This window comes from Ruegeria meonggei, from assembly GCF_900172215.1.
Lineage (GTDB): Bacteria > Pseudomonadota > Alphaproteobacteria > Rhodobacterales > Rhodobacteraceae > Ruegeria > Ruegeria meonggei.
This window is the reverse complement of sequence record NZ_FWFP01000015.1, coordinates 24,795-39,035: the sequence shown is the minus strand read 5'-3', so window position 1 is coordinate 39,035 and position 14,241 is coordinate 24,795. Positions and strand designations below refer to the sequence as shown.

General features: G+C 57.7%; 18 protein-coding genes. 4 read left to right on the top strand and 14 right to left on the bottom strand.

Features of this window, described 5'->3' with window-relative positions; translation table 11 throughout:
* Positions 1–210: 210 nt before the first annotated feature.
* Positions 211–1,227: a DUF418 domain-containing protein gene (locus tag RUM8411_RS20230; protein ID WP_085824542.1), complete on the top strand. Its 1,017-nt coding sequence runs from the start codon at positions 211–213 to the stop codon at positions 1,225–1,227.
* Positions 1,228–1,280: 53 nt separating this feature from the next.
* Positions 1,281–1,910, top strand: coding sequence for a LysE family translocator (locus tag RUM8411_RS20225; RefSeq protein WP_085824541.1), 630 nt, complete (start codon positions 1,281–1,283; stop codon positions 1,908–1,910).
* A gap of 3 nt (positions 1,911–1,913) precedes the next feature.
* Here the strand turns inward: RUM8411_RS20225 and RUM8411_RS22900 are convergent, their stop codons facing one another.
* Positions 1,914–2,087, bottom strand: coding sequence for a hypothetical protein (locus RUM8411_RS22900; RefSeq protein WP_200818616.1), 174 nt, complete (start codon positions 2,085–2,087; stop codon positions 1,914–1,916).
* 321 nt (positions 2,088–2,408) lie between these two features.
* Between RUM8411_RS22900 and RUM8411_RS20220 the strand changes: the two genes are divergently transcribed.
* Complete coding sequence (locus RUM8411_RS20220; RefSeq protein WP_085824540.1) at positions 2,409–2,948, top strand: adenine phosphoribosyltransferase; 540 nt, start codon at positions 2,409–2,411, stop codon at positions 2,946–2,948.
* 170 nt (positions 2,949–3,118) lie between these two features.
* The gene (locus RUM8411_RS20215; protein WP_085824539.1) at positions 3,119–3,598 is read left to right on the top strand and encodes a fasciclin domain-containing protein; all 480 of its coding nucleotides are present in this window, start codon (positions 3,119–3,121) and stop codon (positions 3,596–3,598) included.
* A 39-nt stretch (positions 3,599–3,637) separates the two neighbouring features.
* On the opposite strand, the gene RUM8411_RS20210 is transcribed toward RUM8411_RS20215, so the two are convergent.
* From RUM8411_RS20210 to coxB, 13 genes are all read right to left on the bottom strand, one after another.
* Positions 3,638–5,050 (bottom strand): FAD-binding oxidoreductase, encoded by a 1,413-nt coding sequence (locus tag RUM8411_RS20210; protein WP_085824538.1) that lies wholly within the window; start codon positions 5,048–5,050, stop codon positions 3,638–3,640.
* A 38-nt stretch (positions 5,051–5,088) separates the two neighbouring features.
* Positions 5,089–5,907 carry an MBL fold metallo-hydrolase gene (locus tag RUM8411_RS20205; protein ID WP_085824537.1) on the bottom strand — a complete coding sequence of 273 codons (819 nt, stop codon included), beginning with the start codon at positions 5,905–5,907 and terminating at the stop codon, positions 5,089–5,091.
* A 75-nt stretch (positions 5,908–5,982) separates the two neighbouring features.
* The gene (locus RUM8411_RS23275) at positions 5,983–6,393 is read right to left on the bottom strand and encodes an imm11 family protein (RefSeq protein ID WP_370738046.1); all 411 of its coding nucleotides are present in this window, start codon (positions 6,391–6,393) and stop codon (positions 5,983–5,985) included.
* Positions 6,294–6,605, bottom strand: a complete 312-nt coding sequence (locus RUM8411_RS20195) for a hypothetical protein (protein ID WP_085824535.1) — start codon at positions 6,603–6,605, stop codon at positions 6,294–6,296. The genes RUM8411_RS23275 and RUM8411_RS20195 overlap by 100 nt, the downstream gene beginning before the upstream one ends.
* A 4-nt stretch (positions 6,606–6,609) precedes the next feature.
* Entirely contained in the window at positions 6,610–7,194 is a 585-nt protein-coding gene (locus RUM8411_RS20190; RefSeq protein WP_085824534.1) for a GNAT family N-acetyltransferase, read from the bottom strand.
* Positions 7,194–8,456, bottom strand: coding sequence for a M16 family metallopeptidase (locus tag RUM8411_RS20185; protein ID WP_085824533.1), 1,263 nt, complete (start codon positions 8,454–8,456; stop codon positions 7,194–7,196). Before RUM8411_RS20185 ends, RUM8411_RS20190 begins: the two co-directional genes overlap by 1 nt.
* Entirely contained in the window at positions 8,453–9,841 is a 1,389-nt protein-coding gene (gene thrC, locus RUM8411_RS20180) for a threonine synthase (RefSeq protein ID WP_085824532.1), read from the bottom strand. The genes RUM8411_RS20185 and thrC overlap by 4 nt, the downstream gene beginning before the upstream one ends.
* Positions 9,838–10,515, bottom strand: coding sequence for an SURF1 family protein (locus RUM8411_RS20175; RefSeq protein WP_085824531.1), 678 nt, complete (start codon positions 10,513–10,515; stop codon positions 9,838–9,840). Before RUM8411_RS20175 ends, thrC begins: the two co-directional genes overlap by 4 nt.
* A 156-nt stretch (positions 10,516–10,671) precedes the next feature.
* Positions 10,672–11,487 carry a cytochrome c oxidase subunit 3 gene (locus RUM8411_RS20170; protein ID WP_085824530.1) on the bottom strand — a complete coding sequence of 272 codons (816 nt, stop codon included), beginning with the start codon at positions 11,485–11,487 and terminating at the stop codon, positions 10,672–10,674.
* Positions 11,488–11,509: 22 nt separating this feature from the next.
* Complete coding sequence (locus RUM8411_RS20165; RefSeq protein ID WP_085824529.1) at positions 11,510–12,085, bottom strand: cytochrome c oxidase assembly protein; 576 nt, start codon at positions 12,083–12,085, stop codon at positions 11,510–11,512.
* The gene (locus RUM8411_RS22895; RefSeq protein WP_200818615.1) at positions 12,085–12,246 is read right to left on the bottom strand and encodes a cytochrome c oxidase system small membrane protein; all 162 of its coding nucleotides are present in this window, start codon (positions 12,244–12,246) and stop codon (positions 12,085–12,087) included. The genes RUM8411_RS20165 and RUM8411_RS22895 overlap by 1 nt, the downstream gene beginning before the upstream one ends.
* Positions 12,243–13,199: a heme o synthase gene (cyoE, locus tag RUM8411_RS20160; protein WP_085824528.1), complete on the bottom strand. Its 957-nt coding sequence runs from the start codon at positions 13,197–13,199 to the stop codon at positions 12,243–12,245. The genes RUM8411_RS22895 and cyoE overlap by 4 nt, the downstream gene beginning before the upstream one ends.
* Positions 13,200–13,276: 77 nt before the next feature.
* Entirely contained in the window at positions 13,277–14,188 is a 912-nt protein-coding gene (gene coxB, locus RUM8411_RS20155) for a cytochrome c oxidase subunit II (RefSeq protein ID WP_085824527.1), read from the bottom strand.
* Between the last annotated feature and the right edge of the window lie 53 nt (positions 14,189–14,241).

Genomic DNA, 14,241 nt, shown 5'->3' with positions numbered 1-14,241 from the left:
TCATTTTGTGATTTCAGACGGGCGCTTCAAGGTACACACCCAAGACTTAACTCAATCTTTAAGCCACGGCGGCCCTGGCACCGCCGGACCCTTTTTGCACCACCTTGAAATCTTGACCCAGCCCTCGCAGTTTGTTTAGCACACACAGGCTGTTACACCCCGCTTGCGCCACTAGGGCCCGCCAGAACACCGCCTGAATAGAGGAACGATATGAAACGACTTGAGGCTTTGGACGCCGCTCGCTTTTTGGCTTTTTGCGGGATGGTCCTGGTGAATTTCCGCATTGCCGCCGAGGTCGCGCCCGGCACCGATTGGGCCAACACGCTGATCACAGCGCTCGAAGGCCGGGCCGCGGCATTGTTCGTCGTTCTGGCCGGTATCGGCGTTGGGCTTTCGCGCGTAACTGCGGGTGTTTTGTTGCGGCGCGCTGCGTTTCTGTTCGTGCTCGGCCTGTTCAACATGATGATCTTCGAGGCTGATATTCTGCACTTCTACGCGTTGTACTTCGTCGTGGCCGCTGCCTTTCTGACCGCTTCCCCGCGCGGGCTTTGGCTGGGTGTGATTGCGGTAGTTGCCTTGGCTGTACTGGCCAATCTGGTCTTTGACTACGATCGTGGCTGGGACTGGACCACCCTCACCTATGCGGACCTGTGGACCCTGCCGGGCTTTCTGCGCAATACGCTGTTCAATGGCTGGCACCCGGTTCTGCCCTGGGCCGCATTCCTTCTGATCGGGATGGCCATAGGCAGGTCGCAACTGGAAACAACCTGCATGCAACACCGTCTGATCATGTGGGGGTTTGGCGCGGTCGTCCTGGCAATATTTCCGCAGGTGCTGGCCTCGGACCCGAACCTTGTGGCCTATCTTGGCACCAAATCCATCCCGCCGGGGCCGTTTTACATTCTGGCCGGAGCAGGCACGTCTTGCTTGGTGATTGGGCTGATGCTCAAGTTGTGGCCCAGGATCGAAAAGCTGCGTCTCGGCCCAGTTCTGACGGCACCGGGCCGGCAAGCCCTGACGCTGTATATGGCGCATATCCTGATCGGAATGGGTGTTCTGGAAGAAGCGGGACTGCTGGACGGGTCCTTAACCGCGCCACAGATCATTGCTTATGCGCTGGTCTTCTGTGCTGCGAGCTCGGTCTATTCTCTGCTTTGGTTCCGCCGCTTCAAACGCGGCCCGCTTGAGGCGCTGATGCGCCGTATGACCGAGCCGCGAAGGGCTTGACCTTACCGTAAGACCGGGGCTTTGTGTGGAAAACGCAATGACAAGGATGCCCCATGTCCCTTGATCTTTGGCTAACCTTTGTGGCCGCCTCGACCGCCTTGCTGCTGATCCCCGGCCCGACCGTGTTGCTGGTGCTCAGCTATGCCCTATCCAAAGGGCGCAGCGTTGCCGTGGCGTCGGCCACCGGGGTGGCGGTGGGGGACTTGGTGGCCATGACGGCCTCGTTGTTGGGGCTAGGCGCGCTGGTGCTGGCCTCTGCCACGTTGTTTTCCGTGTTGAAATGGGTCGGGGCCGCCTATCTGATCTGGTTGGGCATAAAACTGCTACGCAGCGCGCCTACGGACGGCCTTGAGACTGTGAAAACCGGGAAAGATATCACCGCCCGGATTGTGTTCGGCCATGCCGCAGCAGTCACCGCGCTAAACCCTAAGTCCATCGCATTCTTCATTGCGTTTGTGCCGCAGTTTCTGCGCCCGGCTGAGCCATTGGGCCCGCAATTCGCCATCCTGATCGCAACCTTCGTCGGACTGGCCTGGCTGAACGCGCTGGCCTATGCGCTGTTAGCCGATCGCCTGCGCCGGATGATCGGGCGCGCCGGCGTCATCACCGCTTTGACCCGCTTCGGAGGGTTGACCCTGATTGGTATGGGCGTGGTAACAGCCGTGCTACGCCGCCCGACCTGAAGGCTATTCTTCGGCGTTCTCTTTCATGAACCCGCGAATAAATCGCCGAATTTCGCGCGCGGCAGACGTGTCCAATTCCTTGCAAAGTTCAACAAAAGCGTCGCGCTCATCCTTGTCCAGGCGCAAGACCAACTGACTGTTTTTCTTGGTAGAAGCCTTACCGTCTTTCTTTCCCACGCGCCTTGATCCCGTCGTATACTCGATTCTTTTCGCGATGCATTGTATATACATCGCATAGTGATTGTAGATATCGAGCAATTAACAATAAAAAAGGAATATGACAATGAACCTTCATGCCGCACAGGCATTTCTTTTGCGAGATCAACGCAATTGGCGCAAACCACACCTGTCTTGGCTGCCCGGTACGTTGTACCGCTACTACGGATTGCCGAACACAATTCGGGGCCGTCGCAAGTAAAGCGACGGCAATCTTTTCTTGCATGACTGACCCCGATCGGCCAAACACGCCCGCGAGTTTTGACACCAGAGGGGTTGGACATGTCCAGAAACAAGTCAGTCAAGGATTACATCCGAACCATCGTGGACTTCCCGCATGAAGGGATCATGTTCCGGGATGTCACCACTCTTTTCGCAGACCCGCGCGGGTTCCGGATGGCAATTGACCAAATGCTCCACCCCTACGCGGGCGAACAGATCGACAAGGTCGTGGGCCTTGAGGCGCGCGGATTCATCCTGGGCGGTGCCATCGCGCACCAACTGAGCGTTGGCTTCGTGCCGATCCGCAAGAAGGGCAAGCTGCCCGGAACCACCATCAGTCAGGATTACAAGTTGGAATACGGCGAAGCCATCGTCGAAATTCACGACGATGCGATTCAGCCGGGTGAGAAAATTCTGGTGGTCGATGACCTGCTGGCCACGGGCGGCACGGCTGCAGCCGGGATAAAACTGATCGAACGGCTGGGCGGAGAGATCGTCTCGTGCTCGTTCATCATCGACCTGCCTGAGCTGGGTGGTCGCAAAGTACTGGAAGAGATGGACATGGATGTGCATGTCCTGTGTGAATTCGACGGGCTTTAAGCGCGCCTGAGATCACATTATCGTGAGTGGAAATCGGGAGCCGCGCTGGCTTAGCGCGGCCGGCTGTACCGTCAAGACAAACTTATCAACATGTTCAGTGATCTTGGTGCGGTGATAGCCCGTACCCCTGTTGATGCCGCGACAGGCATTCCAACAAGGGAATTACTACCATGTTTCGCAAACTCGCTTTTGCCGGTTTGGCAAGCTTTATCGTTGGCACATCCGCTTTTGCTGATGGCCATTCAAAAGACATCGTCGACACCGCAGTTAACGCGGGCAGCTTTGAAACCCTCGTCGCCGCCGTTCAGGCCGCCGAGCTGGTGGACACTCTGAAGGGCGAAGGTCCCTTCACTGTTTTCGCTCCAACGGACGAAGCCTTTGCTGCCTTGCCCGAGGGCACGGTCGAGACATTGCTCAAGCCGGAAAACAAGGATCAACTGGTTGCGATTCTGACCTATCACGTGGTTCCGGGCAAAGTGATGTCGGGTGATCTGTCTGACGACATGACGGCTGCCACTGTTCAGGGCGGTGACGTCACCATTGATCTGGACAACGGCGTGATGGTGAACGACGCCAATGTGGTGCAGGCCGATATCGAAACCTCAAACGGCGTCATCCACGTCATCGATAAGGTTATTCTGCCGCAGTAACTTAAATGGCGCGACGCAGGTTCTTTCGGGCCGCGTCAATCACTTCAAAACCGCGCCCGGATTCATAATCCCCTGTGGATCCAGCGCGGTTTTGATTGCGCGCATTGCGGTCAGTTTAGCCGGGTCGCCATAGCGTTCAAGATCATCCGCCTTCAGACGCCCAACCCCATGTTCCGCGCTGACCGACCCGTCAAACGTATGCACAAGGTCATGCACAGCGCGTTTGATATGGTGCCGCTGCGCCTCAAACGCAGACCGATTGGCCCCTATAGGGGGGAACACATTGTAATGCAGGTTCCCGTCCCCAAGATGGCCAAAACAATTGATCCGAAACGGCCCGAACCCAGCCACGATGTCTGCCCCACGGCGAATGAACTCGGGAATCCGTGAAATCGGGATCGAAATGTCGTGACTTGAAACCGACCCGATCAGCCGGTTGGCCTCGGGGATGTTTTCACGCACGGCCCACAAATCCTGACGCTGCGCTTCGTTCTGGGCAATGACCGCCTCGCCGACAAGGTCGTGGTTTTCAGCCGCCTCGTACAGTGCTGCCAGTTTTGATGACGGATCTGACCCTACAGGCAACCCCAATTCGATCAGGACGCACCATTCAGGCTGCGTTGAAAAGGGTTGCCGGACATCGGGCAGAACCTCAGACAAAAACGCCAGCCCTTGTTGGTGGATCAACTCAAATGCACTGACACCCTCACCCACCTGATCCCGCGCCAGCGCCAAAAGGGCTATTGCTGCCTCGGGCGAGGACACCTGCACCATCGCCGTCCCGATTGAAGACGGTTGCGGATATAGTTTCAGCGCCGCCGCAGTAATGATCCCTAGCGTTCCTTCCGCGCCAATCAGCAAATTTCGCAGGTCATAGCCCGTGTTGTCTTTGCGCAACCGACTGAGCCCATGCCAGATGTCTCCGCTGGGCAGAACCGCCTCAAGCCCCAGACACAAGTCGCGCGCATTGCCATAGCGCAGCACATTGACCCCACCCGCATTGGTCGCAAGGTTTCCACCAATCTGACAAGACCCTTGCGCAGCCAGCGACAAAGGTAAAAGTCGGTTCGCGCTTTCTGCTGCGGTTTGAACATCGGCCAGAATTGCGCCAGCCTCGGCAATCAGCACGTTCTCATCAGGGTACACCGCCCGAATGGCTGTCATCCGCTCTAACGAAATCAACAGGGGCGCAGGGCCGTCTGGCATGACCTGCCCGCCCACCAGACCAGTCCCGCCGCCATAAGGCACCACCGGTACCGCCGCGTCAGAGGCCAGCCGTACCAAGGTGGATACATCCGCAGCACTGCGCGGCAACGCCAGCAGGCCGACATGCCCTGAAAACCGACGGCGCGGCTCTTCGACATAGCGTTCGGCCACAGGGCGCAACACATCATCACCCAGGGAATTACGGATTGATTGCGCCAGGGCGTCGTCGGCAGGGTTCAGTTTCATACCTATTCCTTGCCCAAGCCGAGGCTGGCCGACAAGCCCTATTCCAGTTCGATCAGGTATTGCGGCTCTAACACCACGACGGTCGGCCGGTCCGGAAGCGAGCGCAGGGAAACGGTGATTTCCGACACGCCGTCGCGTTCAACCGGAAATTCACCCCTTATGTCCACCAGAAACCGGTCCAGCGAAAACCCCGAGAACCAATGCATCGGAATGATGACCGAGCTTTTCAGCCGTTTCAGGACGGAAATCATCTCGGGCAGCGGCATGGTTGTGCCGCCATCGACGGCCGCCATGACCACATCCAGGCGCCCCAGAGCTGCAAATTGCTCATCCGACGGGACGTGGTGCAGATGACCCAGATGGCCGATGCACAGCCCGGCTACCTCAAACACAAAGATCGAATTGCCGCGCGTCTCAACACCGCCATAAGCCGAGCGGATATCGGTTGAGACATTGCGCACCAGCATCTCACCCAGATCCAGATGATGGTCGATCCCCTGACCGAACTCACCCCAGCCCGGCAACACATTCGGAATGGCCGGATCGGGAAATTTGGTCCAATGTGTGCTGTGGGCGTGGTTCATTGTCACCACATCGGGGATCAGCGCCGCACCACCGATGAAACCGGTGAAATCTGTGACCGCGTTTAGCCCACCCTGCGTCTGGATCAGAAAGGACGCATGGGCGATATAGCTGATCCGCACCGAGAATTTAGGCACCGGATCCTGCCATGCCGCTTTATGCAGATATTCGATTCCCGGCGCCGCATCTGCAATGGCGATGCAGTGACTGGGCCGCCGCTCCTGCGCCGCCACCCCACCCGAGATCACCAACAATGCCGCAAGAATCCACCGCATGAGGTGAGTGTAGCGCAGAGCACGGTTGAGTCACGCCTGCAAAATAAAATTGAACTTTCTGCAGGTTGAAACGCTTCAAACCACGATGCACTTACGGAGCTTGAACGGGCGTGAGACCTTCGCCGCACGCAACGCCTGTGCCAGTGCATCGCTTACAAAAAAAGCACGGCGCATTTGCGTGTCCATCCAGAGGTCCGGCCCATTCAACGCAGATACGGTCACGGCGATATCATTGTCTTGCATTGCGCCGGGCGGCCGCCAGATATCATGATTTGGGTGAGGCTTTGTGATGCGCGGTGATTGATCAGTCAGCACTGCTGTCTTTTGCGCCTCAAAGTTCAAGCAGAAATACTCGCCCTCAGCCGGTGTGATGCGATCGTGTTGAATCAGTTTGACTGGATAGAGATTTCCGTCACCAAGGTCGTATTGGCGTAGAACAGCGGCGCATGCTGCAGAAACCGTCCAAGTTCCGCCCGCATTGAACAGGTCGGGTTTTTTTCCTTTTTGTCTTTGTATTCCGCGTGCATTTCTTTGGGAAATCGATTTTCCGGCAAGGGCTCCCCAACGTTGTTCCGCTTCATAGCATCGACAGCAAGATTGTTGTCTTTGAGATAGTTATCTTGATCAATCCCTTTGATGCTAGAGGTGCTTACCATCGCGTCACTGATCCAAATCATTGGCTGTTTCGCCCGCGCCATGGTCCTATCCAGCGTCCGTCTTCCCGCGCCGGTCCGACCGCAAACTCGCGTACAACACATGTGTCCGCCACCGCCCGTTGATCTGCAGGTATGACTGCGCCACACCCTCGTATTTGAACCCGGAACTTTCCAGCAATCCACGCGACGGTTTGTTTTCGGGCAGGCAGGCAGCCTCGATCCGGCTCAGGTCCAGACGGGTAAAGGCGTGATGCACCACGGCACCGATGGCCTCGCGCATATAGCCGTTGCGGGCAAAGGACTGCCCGGTCCAATAGCCCAAGGTTCCTGCCTGCGCAGGGCCTCGACGGACATTGTCCAAGGTGATCGCACCCATCAGTACATTGTCAGACCGACGGAACAGAAACAGCGGAATGGCTGTACCGCTGGCGACCGAGCGCTGCGCCCAATAGACCCGGTTGGTAAAGGATTTACGGGTCAAGTGATCCTTTGCCCAGATCGGCTCCCACGGGGTCAGGTACTCCCTGGACGAACGCCGCAGCGCCACCCAGTCATTGAAGTCAGAGTGAACGGGCGGGCGCAGGCTCAGGCGCTCGGTTTCGAGTTTCAGCTTGCGTCTGCCCAACAGCATCACGCCGCACGCCTCTCCTGCAATTGGGCCAATGTTGGTGCATCTGTGACCGGACCGTACAGCGCCAGTGCCGCAGGGGCCTGTATGGCCATGTTTTCTGCAAAGAGGCGCACGTCTTCGGTACTGACCGCGTTGATCTTGGCGACCGTATCCTCTAGCGAGGGCACATTTCCCCAGATTTGCACCAGTCGCGCCAGACGTTCGGCCCGGTTGGACGGGCTTTCCAGCCCCATCAGCATCCCGGCTTTCATCTGCGCACGGGCACGGGCGACCTCTTCGGCGCTCATGTCTTCGGCGGCGCGCTTCATCTCATCAATGGTGATCGTGGCCAGTTCACCTATCTGATCGGCAGATGTTCCCGCATAGATCGTGGTTGTGCCGGTATCAGCATAGGCCCCGGTCTGAGCGAAGATCGTATAACAAAGCCCACGCGTTTCGCGCACCTCTTGAAACAGGCGCGAGGACATGCCGCCGCCCAGCGCCGTGGAATAGATCTGCGCCGTATAGATCGCATCATCGCGATAGCCCGGGCTTTCCAGCGCCAGCGCAAAATGAGCTTGCTCAAGGTCTTTTTCCTGCCGGGCCTCGCCGCCGGTAAAGCGGGCGGTTTCAGGGATCAGGCCCTGGCGCGGTTGCAAGTGACCAAACATTTCTTCAGCCGTTTTCATCAGCGCATCGTGATCCACGGCACCGGCCGCAGACAGGATCATCTGTTCGGGCCCATAATGCTCGGCCACAAAGCCGGACAGGTCCTCGCGCGAGAAGGCGCTGACCCGTTCGGTTGGCCCCAGAATGGTCCGGCCCAAGGGCTGATCGTGATAGCTTTGCTCTTGCAGCCAGTCAAAGATCACATCGTCGGGCGTGTCATAGGCCTGCCCGATTTCCTGCAGGATCACGCCACGCTCGACCTCAATCTCGCGCGGGTCAAAGATGGGGTTCAGAACGATATCACCGATGACATCCATCGCCAGCGCCACGTCGTCTTTGAGAACGCGTGCGTAATAGGCCGTCACTTCGCGCGAGGTATAGGCGTTGATATACCCGCCCACATCCTCGATCGCCTCGGCAATTTGCAGCGCAGATCGGCGCTTGGTTCCCTTGAACGCCATATGCTCAAGGAAATGGGCGATACCGTTCTGTTCGATCCGCTCATTGCGCGCACCAGCGGTTACCCAGATGCCGATGGCCGCGGATTGCAGCCCCGGCATATGTTCACTGACGATCCGAAATCCGTTCTTCAGTTGGTCTTGTCTGACAGTCACTCAGCGATATGCCTTTTGATATGATCCTCAAGGGTCCCCAGATCATTGGCGATGCGGGTCACCCGTTCCGGACGTTCATACAGATCAGACATGCGGGATGGAAGGGGCGGATGCACGTCGCTTGCCTTCTCGACGGCCGCCGGAAATTTCGCCGGATGCGCGGTGGCCAGCGTGATCATCGGCACATCCTGGCTTTGGTGCTTTTCTGCGACCTTGATGCCCACAGCGGTGTGCGGGCAGACCAGCTCGGCGCTGTGGGCCAGCGTGGATGTGATCGTCGCCAGTGTTTCCTCTTCGGACACGCGGCCTGAATCGAAGGCTTCGCGCAGGGATTCCATCGCGCCCTGGCTAATGTTGAAGCCGCCCTGTTTCAGCTCATCCATCAGCTGTGCGACCGCATTGCCATCCTCGCCATAGGCATAAAACAGCGCACGTTCGAAATTCGAACTGACCTGAATATCCATCGACGGGCTGATCGACGGGATGGTTTCGCCCTTGAAATACCCCTCTCCGGACAGGCTCCGATGCAGGATATCGTTCTGGTTGGTCGCCACTACTAATCGATCAATCGGCAGGCCCATGCGTTTAGCCAGATAGCCCGCAAATATGTCTCCGAAATTGCCCGTAGGCACGGTAAAGCTGACCTTGCGATGCGGCGCACCCAGGCTGACGGCGGCCGAGAAATAATAGACGATCTGCGCCAGCACGCGGGCAAAGTTGATCGAGTTCACGCCAGCCAGTTTCACCCCGTCGCGGAAATCGAAATCGTTGAACATGTCCTTCAGCGCGGCCTGACAATCGTCGAAATCACCATCTACCGCCAGCGCATGTACGTTGCTGTCCGCTGGCGTTGTCATTTGGCGGCGCTGTACCTCGGACACGCGGCCATGCGGATAGAGGATGAACACATCCACAGCGTCCAAGCCCCGGAACGCCTCAATCGCGGCCGAGCCGGTATCGCCGCTGGTCGCCCCCACGATGGTTACCCGATCATTGCGCCGTTTCAGTGCCACCTGGAACAGCTGACCGATCAGCTGCATGGCGAAATCCTTAAAGGCCAGTGTCGGCCCGTGGAACAGCTCCAGCAGGAAATGGTTCTCGTTCAACTGCTTCAACGGTGCGCGGGCATCATGGCCGAACCCCTGATAGGCGCGGGCGATGATCTCTTTGAACTCATCTTCCCCAAATGAACCGCTGACATAGGGCCACATCACGCGAAAGGCGATCTCTTCATAGGGCAGACCAGCCAAAGCGGCGATTTCATCCTGGCTCATCACCGGGATCTCGGCGGGCAGGTACAGGCCACCGTCGCGGGCCAGCCCGGTCAGCATCGCCTCCTCAAAGGTCAGTTCGGGCGCCTGCCCACGGGTCGAGATATATTTCATAGCGCGTCACTTTCAGAACGGGCGCGGCCGCGCCACAGGAAGTATCCAGTCATCGCGGCCCAGACGAAGGCCAGGCCAAACCAGGTGATTGCATATTGCAGGTGATCATTCGGGATGCCCACCGTGCCAACCGGCAAGGGCGTTACGGCGGGATCGGTCTGCGACCTGGCGATCAACAGAACCGGGTCGGTGCGCAGAGCCGCGGCAAGACTTGGAACATCCCGGGCAAACCAGATATTGTCGTCAATGTCTGGATCGGGCGTATAGCTGTCGATCTCATCCGGCCAGTGCAGATTGCCGGTTATGTCCATCGGTCCGGTAATACGCATGGCCTGTTTGGCAGTGGTCGGCACAAAGCCCCGGTCCACCAAAATAACCCGATCCCCAGTGCGAAACGGCTGGATGACACGATACCCTGCCCCCACCTGCTTGACCGAGACCAACACGTGGACTTCGCCCGGCAGCATTTCACCCGAAACCCTAACCGGTAAATACTTGTCGGCGCCCTCGGAAACCTGCGACGGCAGGGCAACGGGGTCTGCGGTGATCCGGCTTTCGATGGCGGCCAACACATCGTGTTTCCAAGCCATCCGCTGAACCTGCCAGACCCCCAGCGAGATCAGCACGCCCAAACCCGCGAGGCCGAAGATCAACAAAAAGAGAATGCGGCGCATTTAGAGACCATGTTTCAAAGCCGGAACCGGCGTCTTGTTAAGGGGTGCGCAGGCGCAAATGCAACCGCGCAATTGTATCGGGCGCAATGTTGCGCTGGGAATAGAGAAAAAGCCGCCCCAGGGGGCGGCTTTTGCAATCTAACAGCCTGTTCGGCGTTACATCAGCGGGGCCTGGCCCCAGATGTAGACGGCGAAGAACAGGAACAGCCAGACAACGTCAACGAAGTGCCAGTACCAGGCTGCGGCCTCAAACCCGACGTGCTTTTCCGGGGTAAAGTCGCCGCGCAAGGCGCGGATCAGACAGACCGACAGGAAGATAGTGCCGATAATCACGTGGAAGCCGTGAAAACCAGTGGCCATGAAGAAGTTCGAATAGAACTGGTCGTCGCCGAATTTCCAGCCTTCATGGGCTAGCAGCTCGTAGTATTCAAAGCCCTGAAGCGCGGTAAACGCGACGCCCAGAACGATACCAATGGCCAGACCGTTGATCAGCGCTTTGCGGTCATTGTCGTGAACCAGCGCGTGGTGCGCCCAGGTGATCGCACAGCCCGACAGCAGCAGAACAAGTGTGTTGATCAGCGGCAGGTGGAACGGGTCAACCGCGTGAATATCCGGCTGGATGTACTCGGTCCCGGCATAGTCATACATCGGGTACATGCGATGTTTGAAGAACGACCAGAACCAGGCAAAGAAAAACATCACCTCGGACATGACAAACAGGATGAACCCATAGCGCAGGCCGATGCGAACAACCGGCGTGTGATCCCCGGCGCGGCTTTCGGCCACAACTTCGGACCACCAGGCGAACATGGTGTAGAGAACGGCAATCAGGCCAGCCCAGAACATCCACGGGGTGATCCCATGCATCCAAAGGACAGCTCCGAACAGCATTACAAAGCCACCGACCGCGCCGATCAGCGGCCAGATCGATGGGCTCAGAATGTGGTAATCATGGTTTTTTGCGTGTGCCATCAGCGTCCCTCACCTACAGGCGTTAGTTCGTGTTTGTATCAGCCTGCGTCTCTAGGGCGGCATAGCCCTCGGGCAGGTCAATTTCGTAGAATGTATACGACAGAGTGATCGTATGCACATACTTGGCTTCAAGATCGTCGACCATTTCCGGGTCGACGAAGAAGGTCACGGGCATCTGGACCCGCTCACCAGGTTCCAAAACTTGTTCTTCAAAGCAGAAACAGGCGATCTTCTGGAAATACCCGCCGGCCGAATAGGGCGCCACATTGTAAGACGCCTGCCCGGCAATCGGACGATCGGTCGGGTTATAGGCTTCATAAAAGGCTAAACCGGTTTCGCCGATGCGCACTTCCATCTCGCGCTCGACCGGCTTGAATTCCCAAGCCATATCCTTGGCTTTTGAGGCGTCAAACCGAACTGTGACAGTACGATCCAGAATGTCCTCGGGCGCGGTTTCGGCCACACCGGTGGTGCCGCCAAATCCGGTGACGCGGCAGAACCAGTCATAAAATGGCACAGACGCCCAGGCCAAACCGCCCATCAGGACGACGACGCCCACGGTCTGAGCAACTGTCTTCTGAGGTCCCGACAGCGGCATCAGTTCTGCACCTCTTGCGTCGCCATTCCGAAATCCGTGCCAGCGACCTTAACGATCGTCAGGCCAAAGATTATGACGATAAAGGCCGCCAGCGTTAGGCCAACCCCAAGGTTGCGGCTAAAGCGGCGCTGGTGCAGCTCGTGGCTTTTGCGCAGACTCATGACCAGCCTCCCAGCCCGTAGGGTTTTAGCAGCGCCTCAACCAAAACCGCACCGAAATGCAGAAAGAGATAGAGAAGCGACAGCTTGAAGAAAGAGCGCTCGACCTTAAAATTATCGGCCTCTGCATCATCTTCGGATCGGCGCGAAATCTGCCAAGCGCCGCGCAGGAACAATGCGTTCATCACCACAGCTACCATCAGGTAAATTGGACCGCCGATGCCCGAGAAAGATGTGCCTACGGCCAGCGTTGCCAGCAAGGCGGTGTAGATCAGAATGTGCCAGCGTGTGGCGCGACGCCCATGGGTCACAGTCAGCATAGGCACGCCAGCATCGTCATAATCCGAGCGCATGAACAACGCCAGCGCCCAGAAATGCGGTGGTGTCCACATGAACGTAAGAGCGAACATCAACCACGGCTCGATCGACATCGAACCCGTCGCAGCAACCCAGCCGATCACTGGCGGGAAGGCCCCTGCCGCGCCGCCGATAACGATGTTCTGCGGGGTCAGACGTTTCAGCCACATGGTGTAGATGACGACGTAGAAAAAGATCGTGAAGGCCAGGAAAGCACCGGCGAACCAGTTTGTCGCCAGACCCAGCATGATCACGGACAGGCCCGACAGCGCCAGGCCCAACGCCAGCGCTTCGCCCTCTTCGACCTTACCGGACGGAATCGGGCGGCCTTTGGTGCGTTTCATCACCTTGTCGATATCCGCATCCCACCACATGTTCAGCGCACCCGAGGCACCGCCGCCGATGGCAATGAACAGGATGGCACAGAAACCAACAATGGGGTGCACAGACACCGGTGCCGCCAGCAGACCAACCAGAGCGGTAAAAACCACCAGCGACATCACACGCGGCTTCAGCAGGGCGAAGTAATCGCCAAAGCTGGCCTCGTCCGCGCGGGGCTGCGCGGCTACGGTGCTGGCATTGAAGCTTGCGTCGCTCATTTCTGGTCCTTTTGGGGCGAAAGCTGCGCGAAACTCGCGCAGCCTGAATCATGTATCAAACAGGCCGTGTACCCGTTTTAGTTTGCGGCAATCTGAAAGTTTGCGGGCTGACCAGCATATTCTTCCAGGGCACCTTGCAGCCATTGCTCATACGCCTCTTCGCTGACCACTTTGACAGTGATTGGCATATAGGCGTGATCCTTGCCGCACAGCTCTGAGCACTGACCGAAGTAGATGCCTTCTTTGTCGGCTTCGAACCACAGTTCAGCCAATCGACCCGGCACACCATCCTGCTTTACGCCGAAAGACGGGATGGTCCAGGAATGGATCACGTCGGATGCGGTCACCTGCATGACGATGACTTTGCCAATAGGAACAACAACGGCGGTGTCGGTGGCCAGCAGCCACTCATCATCGCTGTAACCGGAATCAGCCAGCTTGGCGCGCATCGCGTCATCCAGAACAAACGGGGTTACATCCGCGTCTGCCGGGCGCGTGCCCTCGTCCAATGTCGCGGGATGACCCAGCAGATAGCTGTCGAATGCAAAGTCGTGATCCACATATTCATAGGTCCAGTACCACTGGTTGCCGACCACCTTGATCACCACATCGCCTTCTGGGATTTCCTGCTGCTTGAACAGAACCGGCAGCGAATAAGCACCGATAAAGACCAGAATTAGAATCGGCCCAAGCGTCCATGCGATTTCGACCGGGGTATAATGCGAGAACTGGGCAGGTTTCGGGTTCACACGCGAGTTGTAGCGCACGATGCAATAGAGCAGCAGGCCCGCAACAAACACACAGATCGCAGTGATGATTACCAGAATCATACCGTCCAACCGGTGTATCCCGGCGGCCAGATTGGTGGCAGCAGGCTGGAAGTTCAAACCGCCATCAACCGGCTTGCCAATAATCTCAAGCTCCTGAGCCATGGCGGGTAGGCTGGAGAGGGCCGTTGCAAGCCCCGAAAGCATCAAAGCATTCTTCATATTCTGTCCTGATCGTTTGATCTTTGCGTCCCTGGCGAAAAGGTGTGAATCGG